General features: G+C 72.1%; 10 protein-coding genes. 5 read left to right on the forward strand and 5 right to left on the reverse strand.

The genetic code is table 11. The features are described 5' to 3' along the window. Positions 1-5: 5 nt before the first annotated feature. From ASF39_RS20060 to otsB, 3 genes are all read right to left on the reverse strand, one after another. Positions 6-2,045: an EAL domain-containing protein gene (locus ASF39_RS20060; protein WP_056287147.1), complete on the reverse strand. Its 2,040-nt coding sequence runs from the start codon at positions 2,043-2,045 to the stop codon at positions 6-8. A gap of 113 nt (positions 2,046-2,158) precedes the next feature. Then, the gene (locus ASF39_RS20065) at positions 2,159-3,157 is read right to left on the reverse strand and encodes a glucokinase (protein ID WP_055882108.1); all 999 of its coding nucleotides are present in this window, start codon (positions 3,155-3,157) and stop codon (positions 2,159-2,161) included. Between the two features lie 65 nt (positions 3,158-3,222). Continuing rightward, the gene (otsB, locus tag ASF39_RS20070) at positions 3,223-3,969 is read right to left on the reverse strand and encodes a trehalose-phosphatase (RefSeq protein WP_056287152.1); all 747 of its coding nucleotides are present in this window, start codon (positions 3,967-3,969) and stop codon (positions 3,223-3,225) included. Between the two features lie 152 nt (positions 3,970-4,121). On the opposite strand from otsB, the gene ASF39_RS20075 reads away from it, so the two are divergent. Together ASF39_RS20075 and ASF39_RS20080 are read left to right on the forward strand one after the other, a co-directional pair. Further along, positions 4,122-4,616, forward strand: a complete 495-nt coding sequence (locus tag ASF39_RS20075) for a DUF427 domain-containing protein (RefSeq protein ID WP_056287155.1) — start codon at positions 4,122-4,124, stop codon at positions 4,614-4,616. 52 nt (positions 4,617-4,668) lie between these two features. After that, positions 4,669-5,895: a serine hydrolase domain-containing protein gene (locus tag ASF39_RS20080; protein WP_055882048.1), complete on the forward strand. Its 1,227-nt coding sequence runs from the start codon at positions 4,669-4,671 to the stop codon at positions 5,893-5,895. A 112-nt stretch (positions 5,896-6,007) separates the two neighbouring features. Here ASF39_RS20080 and ASF39_RS20085 read toward each other — a convergent pair whose 3' ends face one another. Then, a complete protein-coding gene (locus tag ASF39_RS20085; protein WP_056287158.1) occupies positions 6,008-6,652 on the reverse strand; it encodes a DUF2147 domain-containing protein in 645 nt (214 codons plus the stop codon). A gap of 180 nt (positions 6,653-6,832) precedes the next feature. Then, a complete protein-coding gene (locus ASF39_RS20090; protein WP_056287161.1) occupies positions 6,833-12,790 on the reverse strand; it encodes a DUF3320 domain-containing protein in 5,958 nt (1,985 codons plus the stop codon). A gap of 408 nt (positions 12,791-13,198) precedes the next feature. Between ASF39_RS20090 and ASF39_RS20095 the strand changes: the two genes are divergently transcribed. The 3 genes from ASF39_RS20095 to ASF39_RS20105 form a co-directional block, all read left to right on the forward strand. Continuing rightward, entirely contained in the window at positions 13,199-16,201 is a 3,003-nt protein-coding gene (locus ASF39_RS20095) for a PAS domain S-box protein (RefSeq protein WP_156648565.1), read from the forward strand. Between the two features lie 110 nt (positions 16,202-16,311). After that, positions 16,312-18,063: an HWE histidine kinase domain-containing protein gene (locus ASF39_RS20100; RefSeq protein WP_055882061.1), complete on the forward strand. Its 1,752-nt coding sequence runs from the start codon at positions 16,312-16,314 to the stop codon at positions 18,061-18,063. 582 nt (positions 18,064-18,645) lie between these two features. Next, on the forward strand, positions 18,646-21,877 hold a 3,232-nt coding region (locus ASF39_RS20105; protein ID WP_162240613.1), incomplete at its 3' end, for a M10 family metallopeptidase.

Raw genomic sequence — 21,877 nt, forward strand, 5'->3', positions numbered from 1 at the left:
CGGCCTCAGGCCGCCCGCGTCGCGCGGCCGCCAGACGCGAACAGGGCGTCGATCTCGGCGGCCGGCCGGGCCGCGCTGAACAGGAAGCCCTGCATCTCGTCGCAGCCCTCCGCCTTGACGATGGCGAGCTGCTCCTCGGTCTCGATGCCTTCGGCCAGTGTGCGGATGCCGAGGCTGGCGCCGAGCCCGATGATCGCCTGGACGATGGCCAGCGCGTCGGCGTTGCGCGCGGCGTCGCGCACGAAGGACTGGTCGATCTTGATCTTGTCGAACGGGAACCGGCGCAGGTAGCTGATGCTCGAATAGCCCGTGCCGAAATCGTCCATCGAGATCTTGATGCCGGCCGCGCGCAGGCGGTGCAGGGTCGCGAGGTTGGCGCCGCTGTCGTCGAGGAGGACGCTCTCGGTGATCTCGAGTTCGAGCCGGTGCGGGGACAGGCCGGTCTCGGCGAGCACCGCCTTCACGACCCGGCAGAAGTCGCCCTGGCGCAGTTGCACCGCCGAGACGTTGACGGCGACGCTCGTCTCCTCCGGCCAGTTCGCCGCGTCGCGGCAGGCCTGGCGCAGCACCCATTCGCCCAGCGGCACGATCAGTCCCGTCTCCTCGACGATGGGGATGAAGACGCCCGGGCTGATCAGGCCCCGGGTGGGATGGCGCCAACGCACCAGTGCCTCCAGGCCGACGATGCCGCGGCTCGCGACGGAGAGGATCGGCTGGTGGTGCACCTCGAAGTGTCCGAGCGCGAACGCCGCCGCGATGTCCCGCTCCAGGGTCCGGCGCCGGCGCGCGGCCTCGTCCATCTCCGGAACGAACAGGCGCACCGTGCCGGCCCCCTCGGCCTTGGCATGGTCGAGGGCGAGGTCGGCGCTCTTGATGACGAGCCCGATGTTCGGCTCCTGCCCGTCCCACAGGGCGATGCCGAGGCTCACCCCCACGCTGACCGTCTGCCCGGCGATGGCGGCCGGGGCCTGCACGCCCGCGACGAGGTCTTCGCCCATGGCGAAGGCCTCGGCCTCGTCGCCGACGGTCCCGACGACCATGAACTCGTCGCCCGTGACCCTGGCCACGGTGTCGACCCCCGGGGACAGCGCGCGCAACCGATCGGCGACCTCGCACAGGAGCAGGTCGCCGATCGGGATCCCGAGGCCTTCGTTGACGAACTTGAACCGGCGCAGGCTCAGGGCGAACACCGCCAGCCTGCGCTCCCGGCCCCGGACCGTGTCGGCCAGGCTGTAGGCGGTCTCCTGGATGGCCGAGCGATTGGCGAGGTCGGTCAGGGCGTCGTGCCGGGCCAGGTGGGCGATGCGCGCCTCGCTCTCCTGGCGGTGCGTCACGTCCTCGAAGGTCGCCACCCAGCCGCCGCCGGCCATCGGCCGGTGCGAGACGGCGACGATGCGGCCGTCGGCCAGGGTGCGATGGACGTCGTGGCCGCCCCCGGCCTGGACCGCGGCCTGCACGCTGGCCTGGAGCCCGTCGATGGTGGTGTCGGGGTGGTAGCAGTTGCGCGAGAACAAGAGCGCGATGATCTCCCGCTGCGTCATGCCCAGGCGCAGGTCGCCGGGCCGCAGGCCGAAGATCTCGCAATAGCGTCCGTTGAACACGACCAGGCGCTGCTCGCGGTCGAACATGCACAGGCCCTGGCTCATGTTCTCCAGGGCGGCGTCGAAGCGCCGGTTCTGTTCGAACAGCCCGGCGTGGGCCTCCAGCGGGTCGGCGGCCGCCTCATCGCAGGCCGTGCCGACGCCGCGATGGCCGAGCCGGCGCCCGTCCGTATCGAGGCGCGGTTCGCAGGCGATCCTGACCCGGCGCAGCCGCCCGTCGGGATGCGCGTAGGGATAGGAGAGGGTCCTGATCCGTCCGTCGGCTGCCCAGGCGGGGGCCTCGGTGGCCAGCGAGGCGTGCGTCCGCCCCAGCAGCGCCGCCGCCGTCAGGCCGAAGGCGGCCTCGGCCTCGGGCGAGACGTAGGTCAGGCGGCCGTCCGCATCGGTTTCCCAGAACCAGTCGGCCGCCACCCGGGCTCTTTCCATCGACACGTTGGTGAACATCGCCCATCCCGAAGGTTGCGCGGAGCTTCGACGCAACCTCCTTAAGAAGTGCTACCGGCGCCGGGCCCGGGCGGCGTTTTGCGGCGAAAGTCCAGACGGTTCGCGGTGCCCGTTCACCCCCGCCGCCAGACCTGGCCGTGGTAGACGAACACCTCCGGCCGGCTCGCCAGGGCGGCGAGACCCGTCAGGGCGGGGTCCTGGACGGCGATGACGCTGGTGGGGATGGCCCGCATCTGCGCCACGTAGGGGCTCTTGGCCTCGAAGGCGTCGCGAAAGCCGCCCTGCCGCAGCACGGCGACGATCCGTGGGGCGATGCCGCCGCCGATATAGACGCCGCCGGTGGCCAGGAAGGTCAGGGCGAGGTCGCCGCAGACCCGGCCGAGCAGCTTGGCGAAGAGACGCAGCGCCGCCGCGGAATCCGGGTCCGCCCCCGTCAGTCCCCGCTCGGTGATCAGGGCGGGGTCGCCGGGCGGGCCCGCCTGCCCCGTCCGTACCTGACGCAGTGCCCGGTCCAGGCGCACGAGGCCCGGGCCCGACAGCAGGGTCTCGACGGTGACGCGCCCGCCGACCCGCTCCAGCGCCGGCCAGATCGCCATCTCCTCGTCGTCGGCGGGGCCGAGCTCGGTATGGCCGGCCTCCGTCGAGACGATGGCGAGGCGGTCCGCATAGGGGATCAGTGCGGCCGCCCCGAAGCCCGTCCCCGGGCCGAGCACCAGGCGGGCGCCCGAATCCGACAGGCCGTGCGGCCCGATGACCGTGAGCGCGTCCGGGGGAATGCTCGCGGCCCCGGCGGCCACCGGCACGTAGTCGTTGACCACCACCGCCCGCGACAGGCCGAAATCGGCCCCGATCCGGGCGCCGGCGATGACCCAGGCGGCATTGGTGAGCCGTACCTCCGGCCCGTCGACCCGGGCGGCCACCGCCAGGATGGCCGAGCGCGGCGGCGCGCCGTCGTGGCGGCCGAGGGCGGCGCGGATGGCGGCGCTGGGGTCCGGGAAGGCGGCTGTCTCGAGATGGGCGAGGAGGCGCGGCGGCGCCCCCGCCTCGGGCACCACCCCGAACCGCGCATTGGTGCCGCCGATGTCGCCGACGAGGACCGGGAACTCGAACATGGGCGTGTCTTCCATAGGACCGTCTTCCATGGACATGTCTCTGGTTTCGCGGAGCGGATCGGGCCTCAGGCCGGCGGCAGGGCGTCCGGGTCGATCGGCGCCCCGTCCGCCCAGGCGTAGAGCAAGGCCCGCACCGCCGCCGGATCGGCGAGCCGGCGGGTGGCGATGGTCTCGGCCGGGCCGATGCGCACGCTGACGCCGCCGTCGGCGTTGACGGTGGCGAAGGCGCGCTCGTCGGTGAGGTCGTCGCCGAGGAAGATCGCCCGGCGCCCGGCGTAGGGGGCATGGGCCGACAGGCCCCTGATCGCCGCCCCCTTGGTGGCCGAGGCCGGCACGATCTCGCCCACCGCCTTGCCGAGCTGCAGCCTGTAGGCCTCGCCGAGGGCGACGGCGGCCGCCTCGACGACCCCGCGCGCGCGTTCGGCGTCGGCGGGGCTCGCCAGGCGCCAGTGCACCGCCACCGAGGCGCCCTTGTCCTCGATCAGGACCGCCGGCAGCGGGTCGAGGGCCGCGTGAAGGTCGTCGATCCGGGCGCGCAGGGCCGGATGGTCCTCCCGCCGGCCGCCGCCGACCTCGCCGCGAAAGCGCGTCTCGACCCCGTGGAGCCCGGCGACGTCGAAGCGCTCGGGCGCCAGGAACCCGTCGATCACCCCGATCGACCGGCCGGTGACGATGGCGAGCGCCCCCCCGAGCCGCTCGCGCAGCCGCGCCAGGGCGGCGGGCAGGGGCGGATCGACCCGGACCTGATCGGGCGTGGGTGCGATCTCCACGAGGGTGCCGTCGAAGTCGAGGAAGAGGGCGGGCTCGGTCACGGGGGGCGGCCTCCGGTCTGTCGCGGCCCTGCGCTACCATGGCGGGGAGTGCCGGCAAACGCTTTTGCGGGCGCCGGCGCGCGCTATCTCCCCTCCCCGGACGCCCTGCGTCCGGCCCCGGATTCCCCATCTCGCGCCACGAGGACGACCCCATGCACCCGAGCCCCGATCCCGCCGGTCCCGAGGAGGAGAGCGTCTGGGACTATCCCCGCCCGCCGCGCCTGGAGCCGGTGCGCCAGCGCCTGCGCGTGGTCTTCGCCGGCCTGACCGTGGCCGACACCCGCGAGGGGTTCCGCGTCCTCGAGACGAGCCACCCGCCGACCTATTACTGTCCGCCCTCCGCCCTGGCGCCCGGCCTCCTCGGGCCGCCGCGGCGGGCCGGGATCTGCGAATGGAAGGGCCGCGCGGTGCTGTTCGATCTCACCGCCGGCGGGCGCGTCGCGCAAGGGGCGGCCTGGGCCTATCCCGACCCGACGCCCGGCTTCCGGCCGATCGCGAACTACGTCGCGGTCTATGCCGGCGCGATGGACGCCTGCTACGTCGACGACGAACGGGTGGTGCCCCAGCCCGGCGGGTTCTATGGCGGCTGGATCACGCGCGCGATCCGCGGGCCGTTCAAGGGCGGGCCGGGAACGATGGGGTGGTGAGGCCGCGTTCCCGGCCCTCTCCACGCGGCAGGCAGGGCGACGGGGCGATGGGATGCAGGACGTGAGCGTGACCGACCCGACCGCGGTCGGCCTGTGCCCCGAGCGCCTGGAGCGGATCGACGGCTGGATGCGCCGCCTCGTCGACGACGGGCGCCTCGCCGGCCTCTCGGTGAGCGTGGCCCGGCGCGGGCGCACTGCCTTCTTCCGCGCCCACGGCAAGGCCGACCTGGCGCGGGACAAGCCATTCGATGCCGACACCATCGTGCGCATCTACTCGATGACCAAGCCGCTGACCTCGGTGGCGGTGATGATGCTCTACGAGGAGGGCCGGTTCCAGCTCGACGATCCCGTCACCCGCTTCCTGCCGGAGTTTTCCGACATGCGGGTGCTCACCGGCGGCAGCCGCGCGAAATGGGACACCGAGCCCGCCGCCCGCCCGATCACCATCCGCGACCTCCTCACCCACACCTCGGGCCTGACCTACGGCTTCATGGAGGCGACGCTGGTGGACGCCCTCTACCGCCAGAACGGGGTCGATTTCGGCGAGAACCAGGAGGCGAGCCTGGCCGAGGTGGTGCGCAGGGCGGCGAGCCAGCCGCTGCTGGCCCAGCCCGGTGCGGAATGGAACTACTCGGTGGCCACCGACGTGCTCGGCCACCTCGTCGCGGTGATCGCGGGGCGGGAGTTCGGCGACGTCCTGCGCGAGCGGGTGATCGCCCCCCTCGGGATGGTCGATACCGATTTCCACGTGCCCGCGGGCAAGCTGGCGCGGTTCGCGTCCAACTACAGCCTGTTCCGCGACCGCAAGCTGAAGCTCTACGACGACAGCGTCGAGAGCCGGTTCACGAGACCGCCCGCCCTCGCCTCGGGGGGCGGCGGCCTCGTCTCGACGGCGGCGGACTACATGCGGTTCTGCCGGTTCCTGCTGCGCGGCGGCGAACTCGACGGGGTCCGGCTCCTGGGCCGCAAGACCGTGGAGCTCATGCTGAGCAACCACTTGGACGGCGATCTTGCCGCGATGGGTCAGCCGCGGTTCTCCGAATCGTCCTACACCGGCATCGGTTTCGGGCTCGGGTTCTCGGTGATGCTCGATCCGGCCCGCGCCCAGATCGTCGGCACCCCCGGCGAGGTGGCCTGGGGCGGGCTCGCCAGCACCGCCTTCTGGGTCGATCCGCGGGAGGACCTCGCGGTGGTCCTCCTCGCCCAGCTCATCCCGTCCTCGGCCCTGCCGATCAGACGGGAGTTGCGGGTGCTGACCTACGCCGCCCTGGTGGACTGATCCGGTTTCCGGTTGGTTCGAGCGGGAACCGGATCACGAAGCCCGCGGGGTGCCTGAGCGAAGCCCATGTCCGGATCACGACGTGATCGACCGGACATGGGACGAGATCCGATCACTCCGCCGGCGCGGCGGCCGGCTTGGGTGCAGGCTTGGGCGCCGGCTTGGCGGTGCCGGTGGTGACGCCCGGCGCCGAGGCCGTCGCCGGGCCGGCCTTGGGCGCCCACTCGGCATCGGCCCGCGGGCCGCCCGGGCCGTTGGTGGGTCCGGTGAGCTGGCCCGGAAGCACGTCGTTCACCCGCATCCAGGTCTCCGAGCCGCACAGGATCGCCAGCATGCAGCCGCGGATCGACAGCTCGTTGCGCTCCTCGGTCCAGATGGTGACGTCGTAGGACTTGCCCTCTTCGGAATTGTAGATCTTGCCCTCGAAGCGGGAATCCGCGTTGGGCTTCAAGCCCATGATGAGCTGGTGGCCGAGCGAGGGCCGCGCCTGCTTCTTCGGGTCCGGGTTCTTGAAGTCGACCCGCGGCTGGCCCTTGTCGTTGAGGGGCACCTTCAGCCACACCACGTAGCCGCAGATGTTCTTTTCCTGCGGGCCGCACTTCTCGACGCGGATGCGGGCGCGCCCGTCCTTGGTGAGCCAGGTTCCGCTCGGATCGGCCGGAACGGCCAGGGCGGCTCCCGGCAGCATCGCCAGGGCCAGGGCCGCGAGGGGCCCGGTGGACCGGACGGCCCGGTCGATCGTCGATCGCTTCGTCATACGCTCAATCCTCACGCGCCCGACGCGCGTTCATGCACGGCCTCGGGGCTCGGCTCGCCGATGTCGCGCCAACCCCGAGGACACCTGCCCGTACAATCACGTCGCCTTCCGACGCGAAGGTGACCGGATCATGGCCGGGAGAGGGAGATTCGGCGCGACTGCGGCGCGCCACGGCGCCCGTCAGGTGCCGCGGCCTGGGTTCCCGGTCTCCGGGGACGACGCGAGCTGCCCGGCGAGCGCGCAGGCACGGGAGAACCGCTCCCGTGTCGACGCCTCGACCCGCGACAGGCCGATCGCCTGGGCCATCAGGCGGATGCGGTCGGCCTCCGGGCCTCCGGCCGGGAGCGTGCCCGCCAGCCCGACCAGTTCCGGCATCGGCGTGTCGCCATGGCTGCGCTGGCCAGCCGGCGACGGTCTGTAGGGGTGGCTCGCGCGCGGCTCCGCGTGCGGGGGCCACAGCACGGGGCGGCCGTCGTCCTCGGTGCGGGCGATGGAGGGGGCGATCCGGTCGAGGACGGCCTCGCGGATGAGGGGGCCGACGCGCTGCAGGTCGTGCGCCCGCGCCACGCGCCGCAGGAGGACGTCCTCGTAGATCGGTCCCTCGACGCGCGCCACGTGCTCGACGATCGCGGCCAGGACGGCGCGGTAGGACGCCTCGTAGAACCGCGCCGGCGCGATCGGCAGGCCGAGGCCGGCCGGATCGGCCAGGCGGTAGGTCGGCTCCGGCATCGGGCCCGGCGCCCCGTCCCGGTCGGCATAGAGGTGGCGGGCGACGGGGTCCTCCACGGACCGGGGATCGTCGGCGGGGACATCCGGACCCGCCTCCGACTCCGGCAAGGGGAGGCCCGCGTCGGCGTCGGCCAGGCCCGCCTCCTCCTGCGCGGGCGGGGCGACCTGAGCCGAGGCGGCGGCCTGGGCCCGATCGGCCTCCAGGTCCTCGCGCAGGCGCCGGTCGAGCTTGGACAGCGCGCCTGCCGCATCCGTCCACCATTCGGTGCTCCAGACCCGGCGGATGCGCCAGCCGAGGTCGGTCAGCACATGCTCGCGCAGGCGGTCGCGGTCCCGCGCGGTGGCCGAGCCGTGATAGGTCGCGCCGTCGCATTCGACGCCAGCGAGGTAGCGGCCCGGTGCGTCGGGATGGACGATGCCGAGGTCGATCCGGAAGCCCGACACGCCGATCTGGGTGTGCACGGTCCAGCCCCTCGCCTGGAGGGCGGCCATGACGGCGGCCTCGAAGGGCGATTCGACGTCGCCCCCCGTGGGCGCGAAGGCCTCGGCGAGCGCCCGCACGCCGCGGTCGGCGAACTCGAGGAAGTGCTTGAAGTCGCGCACGCCCCGCGCTCGCGTGCGGCCGAGGTCGATCTGCTCGGGCCGCAGCGAGGCGAACACCACGAGTTCGCGCCGGGCGCGGGTGATGGCGACGTTCAGGCGCCGGTGCCCTCCGTCCTTGTTGAGCGAGGACACGGTGCTCACCGGCCGCCCGGCCTGGTCCGGCCCCACCGCCACCGAGAACAGGATGGCGTCGCGCTCGTCGCCCTGCACGTTCTCGAGGTTCTTGACGAAGACCGGCTCGTGCCAGCGGTCACGGTCGAAATACGGCTCCAGCTCCGGGTCGGCGCGGCGCCGCTCGTCGAGCAGGTTCTCGATCAGCCGCTGCTGCTCGCCGTTGAAGGTGACGATGCCGAGCGAGCGCCGCTGCCCCGCGAAGTCGGGCTCGCGCAGGCGCCGCACGACCTCGGCGACGACGGCGCGGGCTTCCGGCCGGTTCACGCGGCCGGCGCCGCGCTCGTAGACGCCGTCGGGCACATGCGTCAAGCGCACCGCCCGGTCGTCGGTCACCGGCGAGGGGAAGGTGACGAGGCGCCCGCCGTAGTAGCGGGCGTTCGAGAAGGCGATCAGGCTCTCGTGGCGGCTGCGGTAGTGCCAGTCGAGGGTGCGCCGCGGGATGTTGGCCGCCAGGCATTCGTCGAGGATCGATTCCTGGTCGGTGACGTCGCTGCCGTCCTCGATGTCGTCGACGCCGCGGTCGCCGACGCTGGTGGGCGGCAGCTGCTCGGGGTCGCCGACGATGACGACCTGCCGGCCCCGCGCGATGGCGCCCACGGCGTCCCAGGGCGAGATCTGCGAAGCCTCGTCGAAGATGACGATATCGAAGGGCTCCTTGTCGGGCGGCAGGTACTGCGCGATCGAGAGCGGGCTCATCATCACGCAGGGGGTGAGCCTCGTGAGCGCACCCGGCATCCTCCCGAACAGCTTGCGCAGGGGCATGTGCGCGGTCTTCTTCGTCAGTTCGTGCGAGAGCGTGCCCCATTCGGGGTCGGTCCCGAAGGCGGTCGGCCCCGGAATGCCGCCGCCCAGACGCGAGCGGACGACCTGCTTGGCGAGTTCGCCGAGGCGCGCGTCGGCCGCCCGGAAGCGGGCGATGGCGTCCTCGTGGCGCTCGGGCAGGAAGCTGCGCAGGATGGGGTCGTCGCTGACGACGCGGTCGGTCCACCAGCGGGCATAGGCGGTCTCGAACGCCGCCTCGGCCCGGTCGGGGGCGACGCGGCCTTCCTCGAGCGCCTCGACCAGGGGGGCGAGGCCGATCCGGCGGGCGTTCTGCGCGGCGGCCTGCCAGGCGCACCAGCCCTGGGCCCGCCCCAGCCCGGAGGCCCAGCGCCGGACCCGATCGATGCTGGCCTCGATCCAGCCGGTCTCCCCCGCCAGGGGCGCCTCGGGGTCGGCGCGCCCCGCCAACCGGTTGAGCGCCCGCGTCGCCTCGCCCGCCCGCGCGCGGTCCTGCCCGAAGGCGACATAGGCCTGCGCGATGGGGCCCCCGTCGGCCAGGGCCCTGGCCCGATGCTCGGCGAGCTGCGCGAGGTGGCCGCGCAGGCCCTCGGCGCCGAGGGACAGCGGCCCGAGGATGTCGAGAAGCTGTTCGACCCTGTCGGCCCAGGCCATCGCCGCCCGGAACTCGGCCGCCGGCAGCTCGGCGTCGCTCCACGGCGCCCCGAGCCGGGCGAGGACCGCGTCCTGCGCGCAGCCGGCCCGGACGTGCCGCGCGAGGTCGATCAGGCCGGTGAGGTCGGGCCCGAGGTCGTCGGGCAAGGCGCCCTCCGCATAGGGCTGCACCTGCAGGACCACCCGCCTCAGCCGGCCGCCCCGGACCAGGAAGTTCGCCCCCTGAGCCGCGATCCACTCGGCGAGCAGGCCCGGCAGGTCCGTGTCGAGGATGCCGGGGCGGTAGCGTCCGGCGAGCCGGCCGCGCAACTCGGCCCGGGTGTCCTGGAAGCGCTCGCGCGCGGCGACGGCCCGGCGCAGGTCGCCCGTGCCGTCGGCCAGGAAGGCGGCGCCGCAGCGCGCCTCCGGCCGGGTCAGGACATTGCCCAGCACCACGAGGCCGCGGGTGCCGGCATGGGTCGACAGGAGGGAGGGAAGGCCGATCGCCTCGGCAAACGCCCGCCCGCTCGTCGAGAGCGCCGCCAGCGCCTCCTCGACGGCCCTGATCGCGCCGGCCATGCCGTCGCGCCAGACCGGCGACCATTGCGTGGCCTCGACCCCCTGCAGCGGATGGTCGACGAGGGAGCCGACGGAGGCCAGGACGGGGCGCAGGTCGCGGCAGCCCGCGCGCAGGTCCGCCAGCGTCGCGCCGTCGTGCGCGCGATGGTCGTCCCAGGCGAGCGCCAGCCCCCCGTCGTCCGGACCCGCCGCGATCACCCGCCCGAACCCCTCGTAGGCCGAGAGCCCGTTCTCCCGCCGCCGGTGCAGGGCGGACACGAGGCCGTTCAGCTCTTCCCGCAGGCGCGCGAGGTCGCCCGCGGCGGTGTTCCACGCACCCTGCGAGGGCGTCGCGCGCTCGTGCCAGGCCCGGCGCAACTGGCCGAGCACCGCCGATTTCTGCGCCTTGGTGGAATGGACCTCCAGGCAGTAGTCGCCCAGCCCGATCTCCCGCAGGCGCCGCTGCACCACGTCGAGCGCCGCCGTCTTCTGCGAGACGAACAGCACCGTGCGCCCCTGCGCCAGGCACTGCGCGATCATGTTGCCGATGGTCTGGCTCTTGCCGGTGCCGGGCGGCCCGAACAGCACGAAGTCCCGGCCCTGGGCGGCGGCCAGGACCGCCGAGAGCTGCGAGGAATCCGCCGACAGCGGCGCGAACACGGTTTCGGGCGGGTGGTCCCGGTCGAGGCGGGTCGGATCGGGGAAGGGCGCGCCGTCGCCGTAGGCGTGCTTGGGCGTGTCGATGAGGTGGCGCACCACCGGGTTGCGCCGCAGGAGGTCGGCCCGGTCGACCAGGTCCTTCCACATCAGGTACTTGGTGAACGAGAAGGCCGCGAGCACCACCTCCGGCACCACCTCCCACCCGCGCAGCTCCTGCACGTGCCGGCGCACGCTGCGGATGATGGCGTCGACGTCGATGCCAGCGGCGTCCCGCGGCAGCTCGCCCTCGAGGTCCGGCATCCGCAGGCGAAAATCCTCGCGCAGCATCTCCAGCAGGGTCGGGTTGATCCGCACCTCGTCGTCGTGGAGCGCCAGCCGGAAGCCGGCGCGCACGCTGGAGCGCTTGAGCGAGACCGGCACCAGCAGCAGCGGCGCGCGGTAGACGGCCTCGCCCTCCTTGCGGGTCCACGACAGGAAACCGATCGCCAGGAACAGGATGTTGGCCCCGCCCTCCTCGAAGCCGTTGCGGGCCAGCCGGTAGAGGTCGAGCAGGCGCCGGTCGAGCTCGGCCTCGGTGGAGGTCGTGTGGATCTCGCGCCGTGCGAGGGCGGCGGCGATGTCGCTGCGCCGGCCGTCGTCGAGATGGCGGTGAGCGTCGAGGCCGGCGTCGCGCCCGTCGGCCCCGGCCGCCACGTCGGAGACGGGCCTGAGGCGGTACTCGTGCCCGGCCGCCAGGCCGTCCTCCAGGGCGCCGGGGGCGGCGCATTTGAGGACGACGGAGCCCTTGCCGGGCTTGAAGTTCAGGAGCTTGTTGCGCACGCTCAGGTCGAGCAGCTTGCGCTTCCAGCGCTCCATGCGCCCGACCGGGGTCTCCGGGGCCTCGTCGGCGGGGGCGCGCCCCTCCTCGTCGAAGGGCGGAGGGGCCGACAGGGCCTGGTGGAGCCTTGCCGCCGGTGCGGGATCGACGGGGGCGGCCCTGCCCTCGCCGAGGTCCATCGGGCGGATGCCGCGGCGGCGGCAGCGCCGGACGTCGATGGCGACCTCGAGGGCGGCGGGCGCCGTGTCCTCGACCTGGGCGGCGCCCCGATCGACCGCGGCCGTGAACGCCGCGGGCGGATGGCGGGTCAGGAGCGTCGTCTCGACGAGGATCAGGTCCTGCAGGTCGCGGCGCTTGCGCAGGAGCTGCATGTCGTCGATCGCGGCACCCGCGAAATCCTCGTCGCGCAGCCACACCCCGACGAAGGCGTGGCCGGCGGTCAGCACGAGCACCGGGTTGAGGCCCGCCTGCTCGAGGCAGGCGGCATAGAGCAGCGAAAGGTCGAGGCAGGTGCCGACCCGGCGCTCGATCACGTCGCCGGGCCCCCTCACCTTCTGCCCCGCCCGCTCGAAGCTCGCGGGCGGCAGCACGTAGGCGATGGCCCGGTCGGCGAGCGCCGCCCAGATCGCCTCGGCGAGTTCCCAGGCGCGGGCCTTGCGGCCGGCGGCGTAGCCGTTCAATCCGGTCTCGCGGCCGGCCTCGGCGAGCTTGGTCGCGGCATCGCGCAGGACCACGTCGACGGCCGGATCGTTCGGCCGGACGAAGGCGGCGAGCAGTTCGGGCGCGCTGGCGCCGCCGCCCCAGTGTGAGGGCGGCAGCAGGCGCAGCTCCGCCACGGTCCGGGCGCCCTCGGTGCCCGCCTCCACCAGCACCGCCGTCAGCTCCAGGCGGCTCGCCTCGGTGAAGTCGGCCAGCCGCGTCGCGTCGAGGCGCAGGTCCGGCGTCTCGATGTGATGGCTGGAGCCCGCCGGAACCCGGTCGATGCGCAGCGTCAGCGGCCGCACCACCGCCGGCCGGCTCTCGATCCGCACCTCGATGTCGACGAGATCCCGGTCGGAGGCGTTGGCGACCACGATCTCCCGGATCACCGGAACCGCGTTCTCGTGGTAGGCGAGGCTGACGTGCTCCGTCGCCGAACAGGCGATCCGGACGCCCTCCCCCGATTCGAACGGCCCGCCGCTCACGGTGCGATCCGAGGGCCGGCCTCCCCGCGCGGATCACCCACGAGGCCGGACGCGGTACCGGAGCCGACGTCCGGGGCCGGATCGACGGCGAGGGACATCGCCCCGATCGGCTGAAAACCGCCCCTCCCGCCCATGGTCGCATCCATCTTCAATGGTGCGACCTGTTTCGCCGGTTCGCGGGCGTTCTTCAAGGTTGTGCATGCCACAGCCACCGGATGCATGACACCTGACGGCAGAGCTCGGGCCGGTTGCATCCGGCAGACGCGCGCGGGTCCGGCGCCGGGTATCCACCCGCAGGACCGAATCATCCTGCGACGGGCCGTTCCCCTTGTGCCACAAGGCCGTCCAGGCCATCGATGCTGCGACCCGGCAATGGAACGATCGGCCGCCCGCGAGCGTGACGCCAGGATGAGCGCGACCCGAGACAAAGAGGCGGCACGGCTCCGGGCCCTGGACGGCTACCGCATGCTCGACACCCCGCGGGAGAGCGATTTCGACGAGATCGCGGAAGCGGCCGCCGAACTCTGCGACGTCCCCATCGGCGTGGTCAACCTGATCGGCGACGGACGCCAGTTCTTCAAGGCCGAGGTCGGCCTGGGCGTGCGCGAGACCCCCCTCGAACACGCCTTCTGCCGCCACGCGCTGCTGCAGGAGGACGTCCTCTACGTGCCCGATGCCTCGCGCGACCCGCGGTTCGCGGGCAACCCCCTGATCACCGGCGCCCCCGGCCTACGCTTCTACGCGGGCGCCCTGCTGAAGACCGCCGAGGGGCACTCCATCGGTACGGTCTGCGTCCTCGACACCACGCCCCGCGAACTGACCGACCGGCAACGCAAGGGCCTGCTTCGGCTCGCCCGTCAGGCCATGGCGCAGATGGAGCTGCGCCGCTCGTTGCGGGATCAGGCCGAGCAGCGCCTGCTTCACGAACGCATCCTCGACAGCGCGATCGACTACGCCATCGTCGCGACCGACCCCGAGGGGCGGGTCACACGCTGGAACACAGGGGCCGAGAACGTGCTCGGCTGGAGCGAGACCGAAATGCTCGGCCGCCCGGCCGCGACGTTCTTCACGCCGGAGGACCGCGCCGTCCGGCGGCCCGAGACCGAGATGGCGCTGGCGCTGGAGAACGGAAGCGCCCCGGACGAGCGCTGGCACCTGCGCAAGGACGGCAGCCGGTTCTGGGCGAGCGGCGAGATCATGCCGCTGCGGTCGGACGACGGCCGTGTCGTGGGCTTCCTGAAGATCCTTCGCGACCGGACCGACGAACGCGAGGCGGGCGCCGCCCTCGAGGCGAGCGAGATGCGCTACCGCTCGCTGGTCGAGGTCAGCCCGCAGGTCGTCTGGTTCGGCGATGCGCAGGGCAACATCACCTACTGCAACGCCTATTGGTACGATTACACCGGCCTGCCCGCGGGCGAGGTCGGCGAGGCCAGCTGGATGTCCGTCATCCACCCCGACCACCGCGACGCCACGCGGCGTGCCTGGCTCGCGGCGGCGGCGTCGGGACGACCCTACGAGGTCGAGTTTCCGCTGCTGGGTCGCGACGGGCAGTACCGGTGGTTCCTGTCCCGGGCCCGTCCGGCGCGGGAGGCGGACGGGACCATGCGCAGCTGGATCGGCACCTCGCTCGACATCCACGAGCGCAAGGTCGCCGAGGCGCGCTTCCAGACCCTGACGGAACTCGCGCCGACCGTCATCTGGTTCGGCGATCCCGATGGCGGCCTGAGCTACCTCAACGACCGCTGGTACGCCTACACCGGCCAGACGCCGGAGCGGGCGCTGCCCATGGGCTGGGGCGAGGCGGTCCATCCGGACGACCTGCCGGGCATGCTCCTGAGCTGGGAGGATGCCCGCGCGCGCGGGGGGCTCTACGACACCGAGGCCCGCCTGCGACGGGCCGACGGGGCCTACCGGTGGTTCCTGATCCGCGCCGAGCCGATGCGGGACGGCAGCGGCGCGGTCGTCGGCTGGCTCGGCAGCAACAGCGACATCCACGACCGCCGGCAGGCCGAGGACGAGCTTCGCAAGGCCCGCGAGCAGCTGCGCCTCGCCGTCGAGGCGACCGGGACCGGCGTGTTCGACTACGACCTCGTCGCGAACGTGCTGAACTGGGATACCCGCACCCGCAGCTTCTTCGGCCTCGGGCCGGACGCAACCGTCGACCTCGACGTCTACCTGGCGCGCCTGCACCCGGACGATCGCGACCGGGCCGACGAGGCGGTGCGTGCCGCCCTCGATCCGGCCGGCGACGGCACCTACGACATCACCTATCGCACCGTGGCCCCGGAGGACGGGGTCGAGCGCTGGGTCTACGCCAAGGGGCAGACCCTGTTCGAGGACGGCCTGCCGCTACGCCTCATCGGCACGGCCCGCGACGTCACCGAGAGCCGGCGGGCCGAACGGACCTTGCGCGAGACCGAGGAGCGCTACCGCCTCGCGGCCCGTGCCACCAACGACGCCATCTGGGACTGGGACCTCGGCACCGACCACATTCTCTGGAACGAGGCGGTGCAGACGTTGTTTGGTTACGCTCCCGAGGCGGTCGGCCCGAGCGGCGCCTGGTGGAAGGGTCACATCCATCCGGAGGACGTGGAGCGGGTGAAGGAGGGCATCTACACCGTGATCGAGGGGGCCGGCTCCGGTTGGACGGAGGAGTACCGCTTCCGGCGCGCGGACGGGACCTACGCCGACATCTTCGACCGCGGCTACGTCCTCCGGGACGGGGCGGGCCGCGCCGTGCGGATGATCGGCGCGATGCTCGACATCTCCGAACGCAAACGGGCCGAGGAGCACCAGCGCCTGCTCACCGGCGAGTTGCAGCACCGCGTGAAGAACACCCTCGCCCTCGTGCAGGCCATCGCCAGCCAGACCTTCCGCGACGCCACCGACATGGAGGCCTCGCGCGACGCCTTCTCCGCCCGCCTGATCTCGCTGGGACGCGCGCACGACATCCTCACGGCGTCGAGCTGGACGCAGGCCCCCATCGTCGACGTGGTCGACGGGGCGCTGGCGGTGCATCGCGGCGGCGCGGCGCATCGCATCCGCACCGGCGGCCCGAACGTCCACCTCGCCGCCAAGCCGGCCTTGTCGCTGGCGCTCGCCCTGCACGAACTCGCCACCAACGCGGCCAAGTACGGGGCGCTCTCGAACGACCTCGGCGGTGTCGACCTGCGCTGGCACATCGCGCACGAGGAGGAGACGCCGCGGTTCTGCCTGACCTGGTCCGAGCACGGCGGTCCGCCCATCCTCGCGCAGCCGACCCGTCGCGGTTTCGGCTCGCGCCTGATCGAACGCAGCTTCGCCGCGGAGGCCGGCGGCGCGGTCAGGCTCACCTACCTGCCCACCGGCCTGGTTTGCAGGCTGGAGGTGGCCCTCGCCTCCATGCAGGAGCAGCACGATGTGGCCGCCTGAGCGGGCCTCGGGACAGTGGTCGCCGGCTCCCGGTCCGGGCGCCGGGCCCGGTCGCGACGGCCCGGTCGCGATCCTCGCCGATGAAACCGTGACATAGGACCGGTTTCTCGATGTCGCTCACCAAACGGATCGTGGGGCTCGTGGCCCTGGCGCTCGTGCCGGCGTTGGCCATCCAGGGTTACAACGAGTACGCGCTGCGCACGGCGCGCGGCGAGGCCGTTCGCGGCGAGGCGATGCGCGTCGCCCGCAGCATCGCGGCCGACCTCGGCCAGTTCGGGCGCGGCACCCGGCAGGTCCTCGACGTGCTGTCCGAGGTGCCGGAGATCCGGGGCATGGAGCCGGCCAGCTGCACGGCGTACCTGAAGACCCTGCTCGGCAAGGTGCCGGGCGTGTTCTTCTTCGGCGTCGCCGACGCCGACGGCGGCATCGTCTGCAATACCCTCGGTTCCGCCCGTGGTTCCTACGGGCTGGCCGATCGGGGCTACTTCCAGGATGCGATGCGCACGGGCGGCTTTGCCATCGGCGAGTTCGTGACCGGTCGCATCACCACCAAGCCGACACTGCAGTTCGCACAGGCCATTCCGGGGACGGGCGACCGCCCGGCGGGTGTCGTCCTGGCCAGCATCGACCTGACCCATCTCGCCGCGCATCAGGCCCGGGCCGGCTTCCCGCCGGATGCGACGCTGACCGTCGCCGACCGGAAGGGCTCCATCGTGATCCGATTGCCCGACCACGAGCAATGGGTCGGCAAGACCCTGCCGTCCGATCTCTGGTCGGCGCTCACGGCAAACCGCGGCAGGGTCATCGACCTGCCCGGCCTGCGCGGGACCATGCGCATCACCGGCATCGCGGCCGCGACGCCGGACGACCTCGATTCGGTGACGGTCGCCGTCGGGTTCTCGCCGCAGGCGGCTTTCGCCGACATCGACGCGGCGACGCGGCGCGGCGTGATCCTGATCGGTCTCGGCGCTCTCCTGGCCGTGCTGGCCGCCCTGCTGGCGGGGCGTGCCTTCATCAAGGACCCCGTGCGACGCCTGCTGGGGGCCGCGACGGCCTGGCGGACGGGGGATCTCGGCACGCGGACCGGCATCTCCGGTCCGACCGAGTTCGGCCAGCTCGGCGAAGCGTTCGACGCCATGGCGAGCGCCCTCCAGCGTCACGAGAGCGAACTGCGCTCCGAGATCTCCCGCAGCCACCTGCTGCAGGAGCGACAGAGGATGATGCTGCACGAACTCAACCATCGTGTCCGCAACACCCTGGCCACGGTGCAGTCCCTTGCCCGTCAATCGCGCCGGGGCGACCCGTCGGACGAACAGCTCGAAGGGCGCATCCTCGCCTTGTCCAAGACGCACGACCTGCTCTCGCGGGACGATTGGACCGGGGCTTCGCTCGGCACGGTCCTCGAGAACGAGTTGGCGCCGTTCCGGGTGGGGCAGGCCGACCGCTTCCGGCTGGACGGGGCCGACCTCGACCTGCCCCCGCGCTACGTCCTGGCGCTCGGCATGACGGTGCACGAGCTCACGACCAACGCGGCCAAGTACGGTGCGCTCTCCGTCCCCGGGGGCCGGGTGGACATCGCCTGGCGCGTCGTCGCCGGCGAGAGCGGCGCCAGCCGGCTGGCGATGGGGTGGCACGAGAGCGGCGGCCCCTCGGTCGTGGAGCCGCGACGGCGCGGTTACGGAACCCGCCTGATCACCGGTGCCATCACACAGGAGCTCGGGGGGGCGGTCCGCCTGGCGTTCGAGCCGGAGGGTCTTCGCTGCACGCTCGACGTCCCCCTCGATGCGCTGGACCGCTTCACCTCGTTCAGGGAAGCCGAGACGGCCTCGCCCCGGCCGGCGGCGCATCACAACCCGCATTGACCGGTACCTCTGCATCCGATGGCGCAATCCGCCGGACAGGATGCGCCAGGGTTGGGCGGCCAGGGTTGGACGGTAACTGCGGACACGACCATCGTTTCCGGGTCCGTATCGCGGCGTGCCGCACCGTCTTCCCACCCCGATCCGCGTGGTCGCCGCCCCGATCGAGAGGATCCGACCGTCCCCTGGCCCATGATGGCGCCCGACGTCACGATCCTGCGCTGAGTCGCAACACGAGGCGAGGGGCGGACACCGGACCATCGAGCCGAATGCAGTGTCGAAGAGCGCCGGGCCGGACGGTTGCGCGTTGCGGATCGCCCGAGGCCGGGTTTTGCAACGGACGATGGCGGTACCATTGTCATCGCGCAACATTCGTGTGCCGGCATTGCTGCCGAGAACTGCGTTGCACAATTGTCATTGCTAAAAAAAGGATTATCGTTTTTACGGATTTCACTCAGCGGTTTGCCGTCCAATCCACCGAACCGTTTCAAGACTTGAACGCCGCCCCGTCGATGCGCCGGTCGGGGCCTCCCGGCACGACGCGCTCCAGATCATCGGAAAACCGACATGTGCTACGTGTGTGCGTTGACCGAAGGAACCCCGTCCTACACGGCGTTCGATCACGACATCGACGGCGCGACGGGCGGTTCGGGCGCATCGAACTCGGCCTCGGTGAGCAAGAAGGCCGGCGACAGCGGCGACATCAACGGGTTGCTGTGGGGCTACAAATGGACCCCCACGACGCTGACCTACTCGTTCCCGACGAGTTCGGCGGAGTACATCAGCAACGGCTACGAGGCGGTCAACGGCTTCCAGGCGTTCAACACGGCCCAACAGACGGCGGTGACGCGGCTGCTGAACAACGTCGCGGCGGTCACCGGCCTCGGCTTCACCCTCACGACCGACACCAACGCCAACCTGCGCTTCGCGATGGTGGATACGCTCGACAGCGGGACGGGCGACGCCCTCCACGTTCCGGGCGGATCGAACAATTCGGCCGAGGCGACCCCGCCCGATCCGGACAGGTTTCCGGCCTACGCCTTCGGCGACACCTGGTTCAACAAGACGAGCTACAACGCGCCCACGCCCGGCAGCTTCGGCTACGCCGCCGGCATCGCGCACGAGATCGGGCATGCGCTCGGGCTGAAGCACGGCCACGCCGCCCAGACCACCCACGCAGAAGTCTTCCCCGAGCTGCCGACCGATCACGACAGCCAAGAATACTCGATCATGACCTACAACACCTGGCCGGAGGGGAGATCGAAGTACAACGACGCCGACTATCCGATCGGCCTGATGCAGGACGACATCGCCGCGCTCCAGTATCTCTACGGCGCCGATTTCACGACCAACGCAGGCGACTCGCGCTACACCTGGAGCCTCACCTCGGGCCGGATGTCGATCGACGGGGTGCCGATCGACGACGCCGATCCGGCCCGGAACATGATCTTCCAGACGATCTGGGACGGCGGCGGCACCGACACCTACGACTTCTCGAACTACGCGCAGGCCCTCGTCGTCGACCTGCGGCCCGGCGCCTGGACGACCCTCAGCGAGGCCGCCCGCAACACCCAGCGCGCCTACCTCGGGATCGCCGACGACGGAGCCCCCCTCAACTTCGCCCGCGGCAACATCGCCAATGCGCTGCTCTACGACGGCGATGTCCGATCCCTGATCGAGAATGCCGTCGGCGGCGCCGGTGCCGACGCGCTCACCGGCAACGCCGCCGACAACGTCCTCGAGGGCGGAGCCGGCGGCGATACCCTCGACGGCGGCGAAGGCGCGGACACCGCGAGCTACCGCTCCTCGGACGTCGGCGTCGACGTCGACCTGAGCCGCGCCACCCTGCTCCCGGGCGATGCGCAATACCGCGCGCCCACGGGCGGTCATGCGGCCGGCGACAGGCTGATCTCCATCGAGAACCTGATCGGCAGCGGCCTCGACGACCGGCTCGTGGGCTACGGCGCCCTGTCGGGCAGCGCGATCGACGCCGGCAAGGGCAACGACACCGTCTTCCTCGGTGCCGGGACCGACGTGGCGCGCGGCGGCCTCGGGAACGACACCATCACCGACTCGGGCGGCGACGACGTCCTCTACGGCGGCGACAGCAACCTCGTGGTCAACGGCGGCTTCGAGGTGGTCGCCGATCCGACCATGGATGCCAACGGCTACGGCTATTACGCTCCGCTCGACGGCTGGCAGCGCCTGGCCGGACCGGGGATCGAGCTCTTCACCGGCGGCGCGGCCGGGACGCCGTCCGAGGGACGCTACGGTGTCGACCTCGAGGGCAACCAGGCCAACACGAACGCCATGATCACCCAGACGATCGCGGGCGCCGAGGACGGCGCGCTCTATCGTCTCGCCTTCGACGCCCGCAAGATCGGCACGGCGGCGAACGCGCGCCTCGAGGTCTACTGGGGGGCGCAGAAGCTCAACTGGACCATCGGCGCAGCCACCACGGACTACATCGACCCGGGGACGGCCACCCTGGTCTACTACATCGACCTCACCGGCGGCGCCGGGACCGGGACCGACAAGAACCGGCTTACCTTCAAGGAGGTCGGCACCGGCGACGCCCACGGCACCCTGATCGACAACGTCCGCCTGTACCGGGTCGAGGCCGGCACGGCCAAGGCCTCCGACGACGATCCCTTCGCCGACGGCAACGACGTGCTCACGCCGGGGACCGGGGCCGACACCGTCTTCGGCCACGGCGGCGACGACACCGTCACCATCAGCGACCTCGACGGCAACGCGGACCATGTCGACGGGGGCTCGGGCACCGACCTCCTGGTGATGAACTGGTCGGCCGCCACGAGCGCGATCACCTACGTCGGGCTCGGCACCAGCGATTCCACCGCCTTCGGCCAGGCCGAGCGGTATGTCCTCGGCTCCTTCGGGCAGACCCTGTATTTCAAGGAGATCGAACGCTTCCACCTCAGCGGCGGCACCGGCAACGATGCCCTGAACGGCGGCGGGCTGAACGACATCCTGATCGGCAACCGCGGCGACGACACCCTGAACGGCGGCGGCGGGGTCGACGACATCGACGGCGGCGAGGGCTTCGATCGCGCGCTGGTCGCCCTCTCGGGCAGCGGCAACAACACCGTCGTCCTCCAGCAGCTTCAGGGCGGGGGCACCCTCACCCTCTCGAACGGCACCAGGCTGACGTCGATCGAGGCGATCGACCTCCTGGCCGGCGACGGCAACGACTTGCTCGACGTGCGCGGAACGGTGGTCAACGCCGCGGGCGTGGCCTCCACCGATCCGGCGTTCGCGCGCACCGCGACGCATTTCGCGGGCAAGGGCGGCGACGACACCCTGATGGTCGACCTCGCGACCTCCTACGGCGCCTCTTTCGACGGCGGTGCCGGCACTGGCGACCTGCTGGTTATGGACTGGTCGCGGGCGTCCAGCGCCATTTTCCGGGACAGCGGCGACGGGGCCTACAAAAGCTATTCCCACACCGTCACCGTGGTGAACCACGGCTCGACCGAGTACTTCTATTCGGCCTCCTTCACCGGCGTGGAGCGCTTCGACCTCACCGGCGGCAGCGCCAACGATACGCTCATCGGCGGCGCCGGCAACGACCGGCTCAACGGCGGCACCGGCTCGGACACGCTGACCGCCGATGCCGGCCTCGACACGCTGGTCCTGGACTGGTCGTCGTACGCCAACGGCTACGGGGTCGGGGGCGGGATCACGGGCGGGACGCTGGGGGCGGGCTACGGCGGGGCTTTCAGCGTCTACAACTCGAACTACGCCGCCACCTTCACCGGCGTGGAGCGGTTCGACCTGGCGCTGACGACGGTGGCGG

It is taken from the genome of Methylobacterium sp. Leaf108, from assembly GCF_001423265.1.
Classification (GTDB): Bacteria; Pseudomonadota; Alphaproteobacteria; order Rhizobiales; family Beijerinckiaceae; genus Methylobacterium.

Coding starts and splice junctions, on each gene's coding strand:
- ASF39_RS20085 (WP_056287158.1), bottom strand. CDS start 6,652: ATGACGAAGCGATCGACGATCGACCGGGCCGTCCGGTCCACCGGGCCC.
- ASF39_RS20075 (WP_056287155.1), top strand. CDS start 4,122: ATGCACCCGAGCCCCGATCCCGCCGGTCCCGAGGAGGAGAGCGTCTGG.
- ASF39_RS20080 (WP_055882048.1), top strand. CDS start 4,669: ATGCAGGACGTGAGCGTGACCGACCCGACCGCGGTCGGCCTGTGCCCC.
- ASF39_RS20060 (WP_056287147.1), bottom strand. CDS start 2,045: ATGTTCACCAACGTGTCGATGGAAAGAGCCCGGGTGGCGGCCGACTGG.
- ASF39_RS20065 (WP_055882108.1), bottom strand. CDS start 3,157: ATGTTCGAGTTCCCGGTCCTCGTCGGCGACATCGGCGGCACCAATGCG.
- ASF39_RS20100 (WP_055882061.1), top strand. CDS start 16,312: ATGTCGCTCACCAAACGGATCGTGGGGCTCGTGGCCCTGGCGCTCGTG.
- ASF39_RS20095 (WP_156648565.1), top strand. CDS start 13,199: ATGAGCGCGACCCGAGACAAAGAGGCGGCACGGCTCCGGGCCCTGGAC.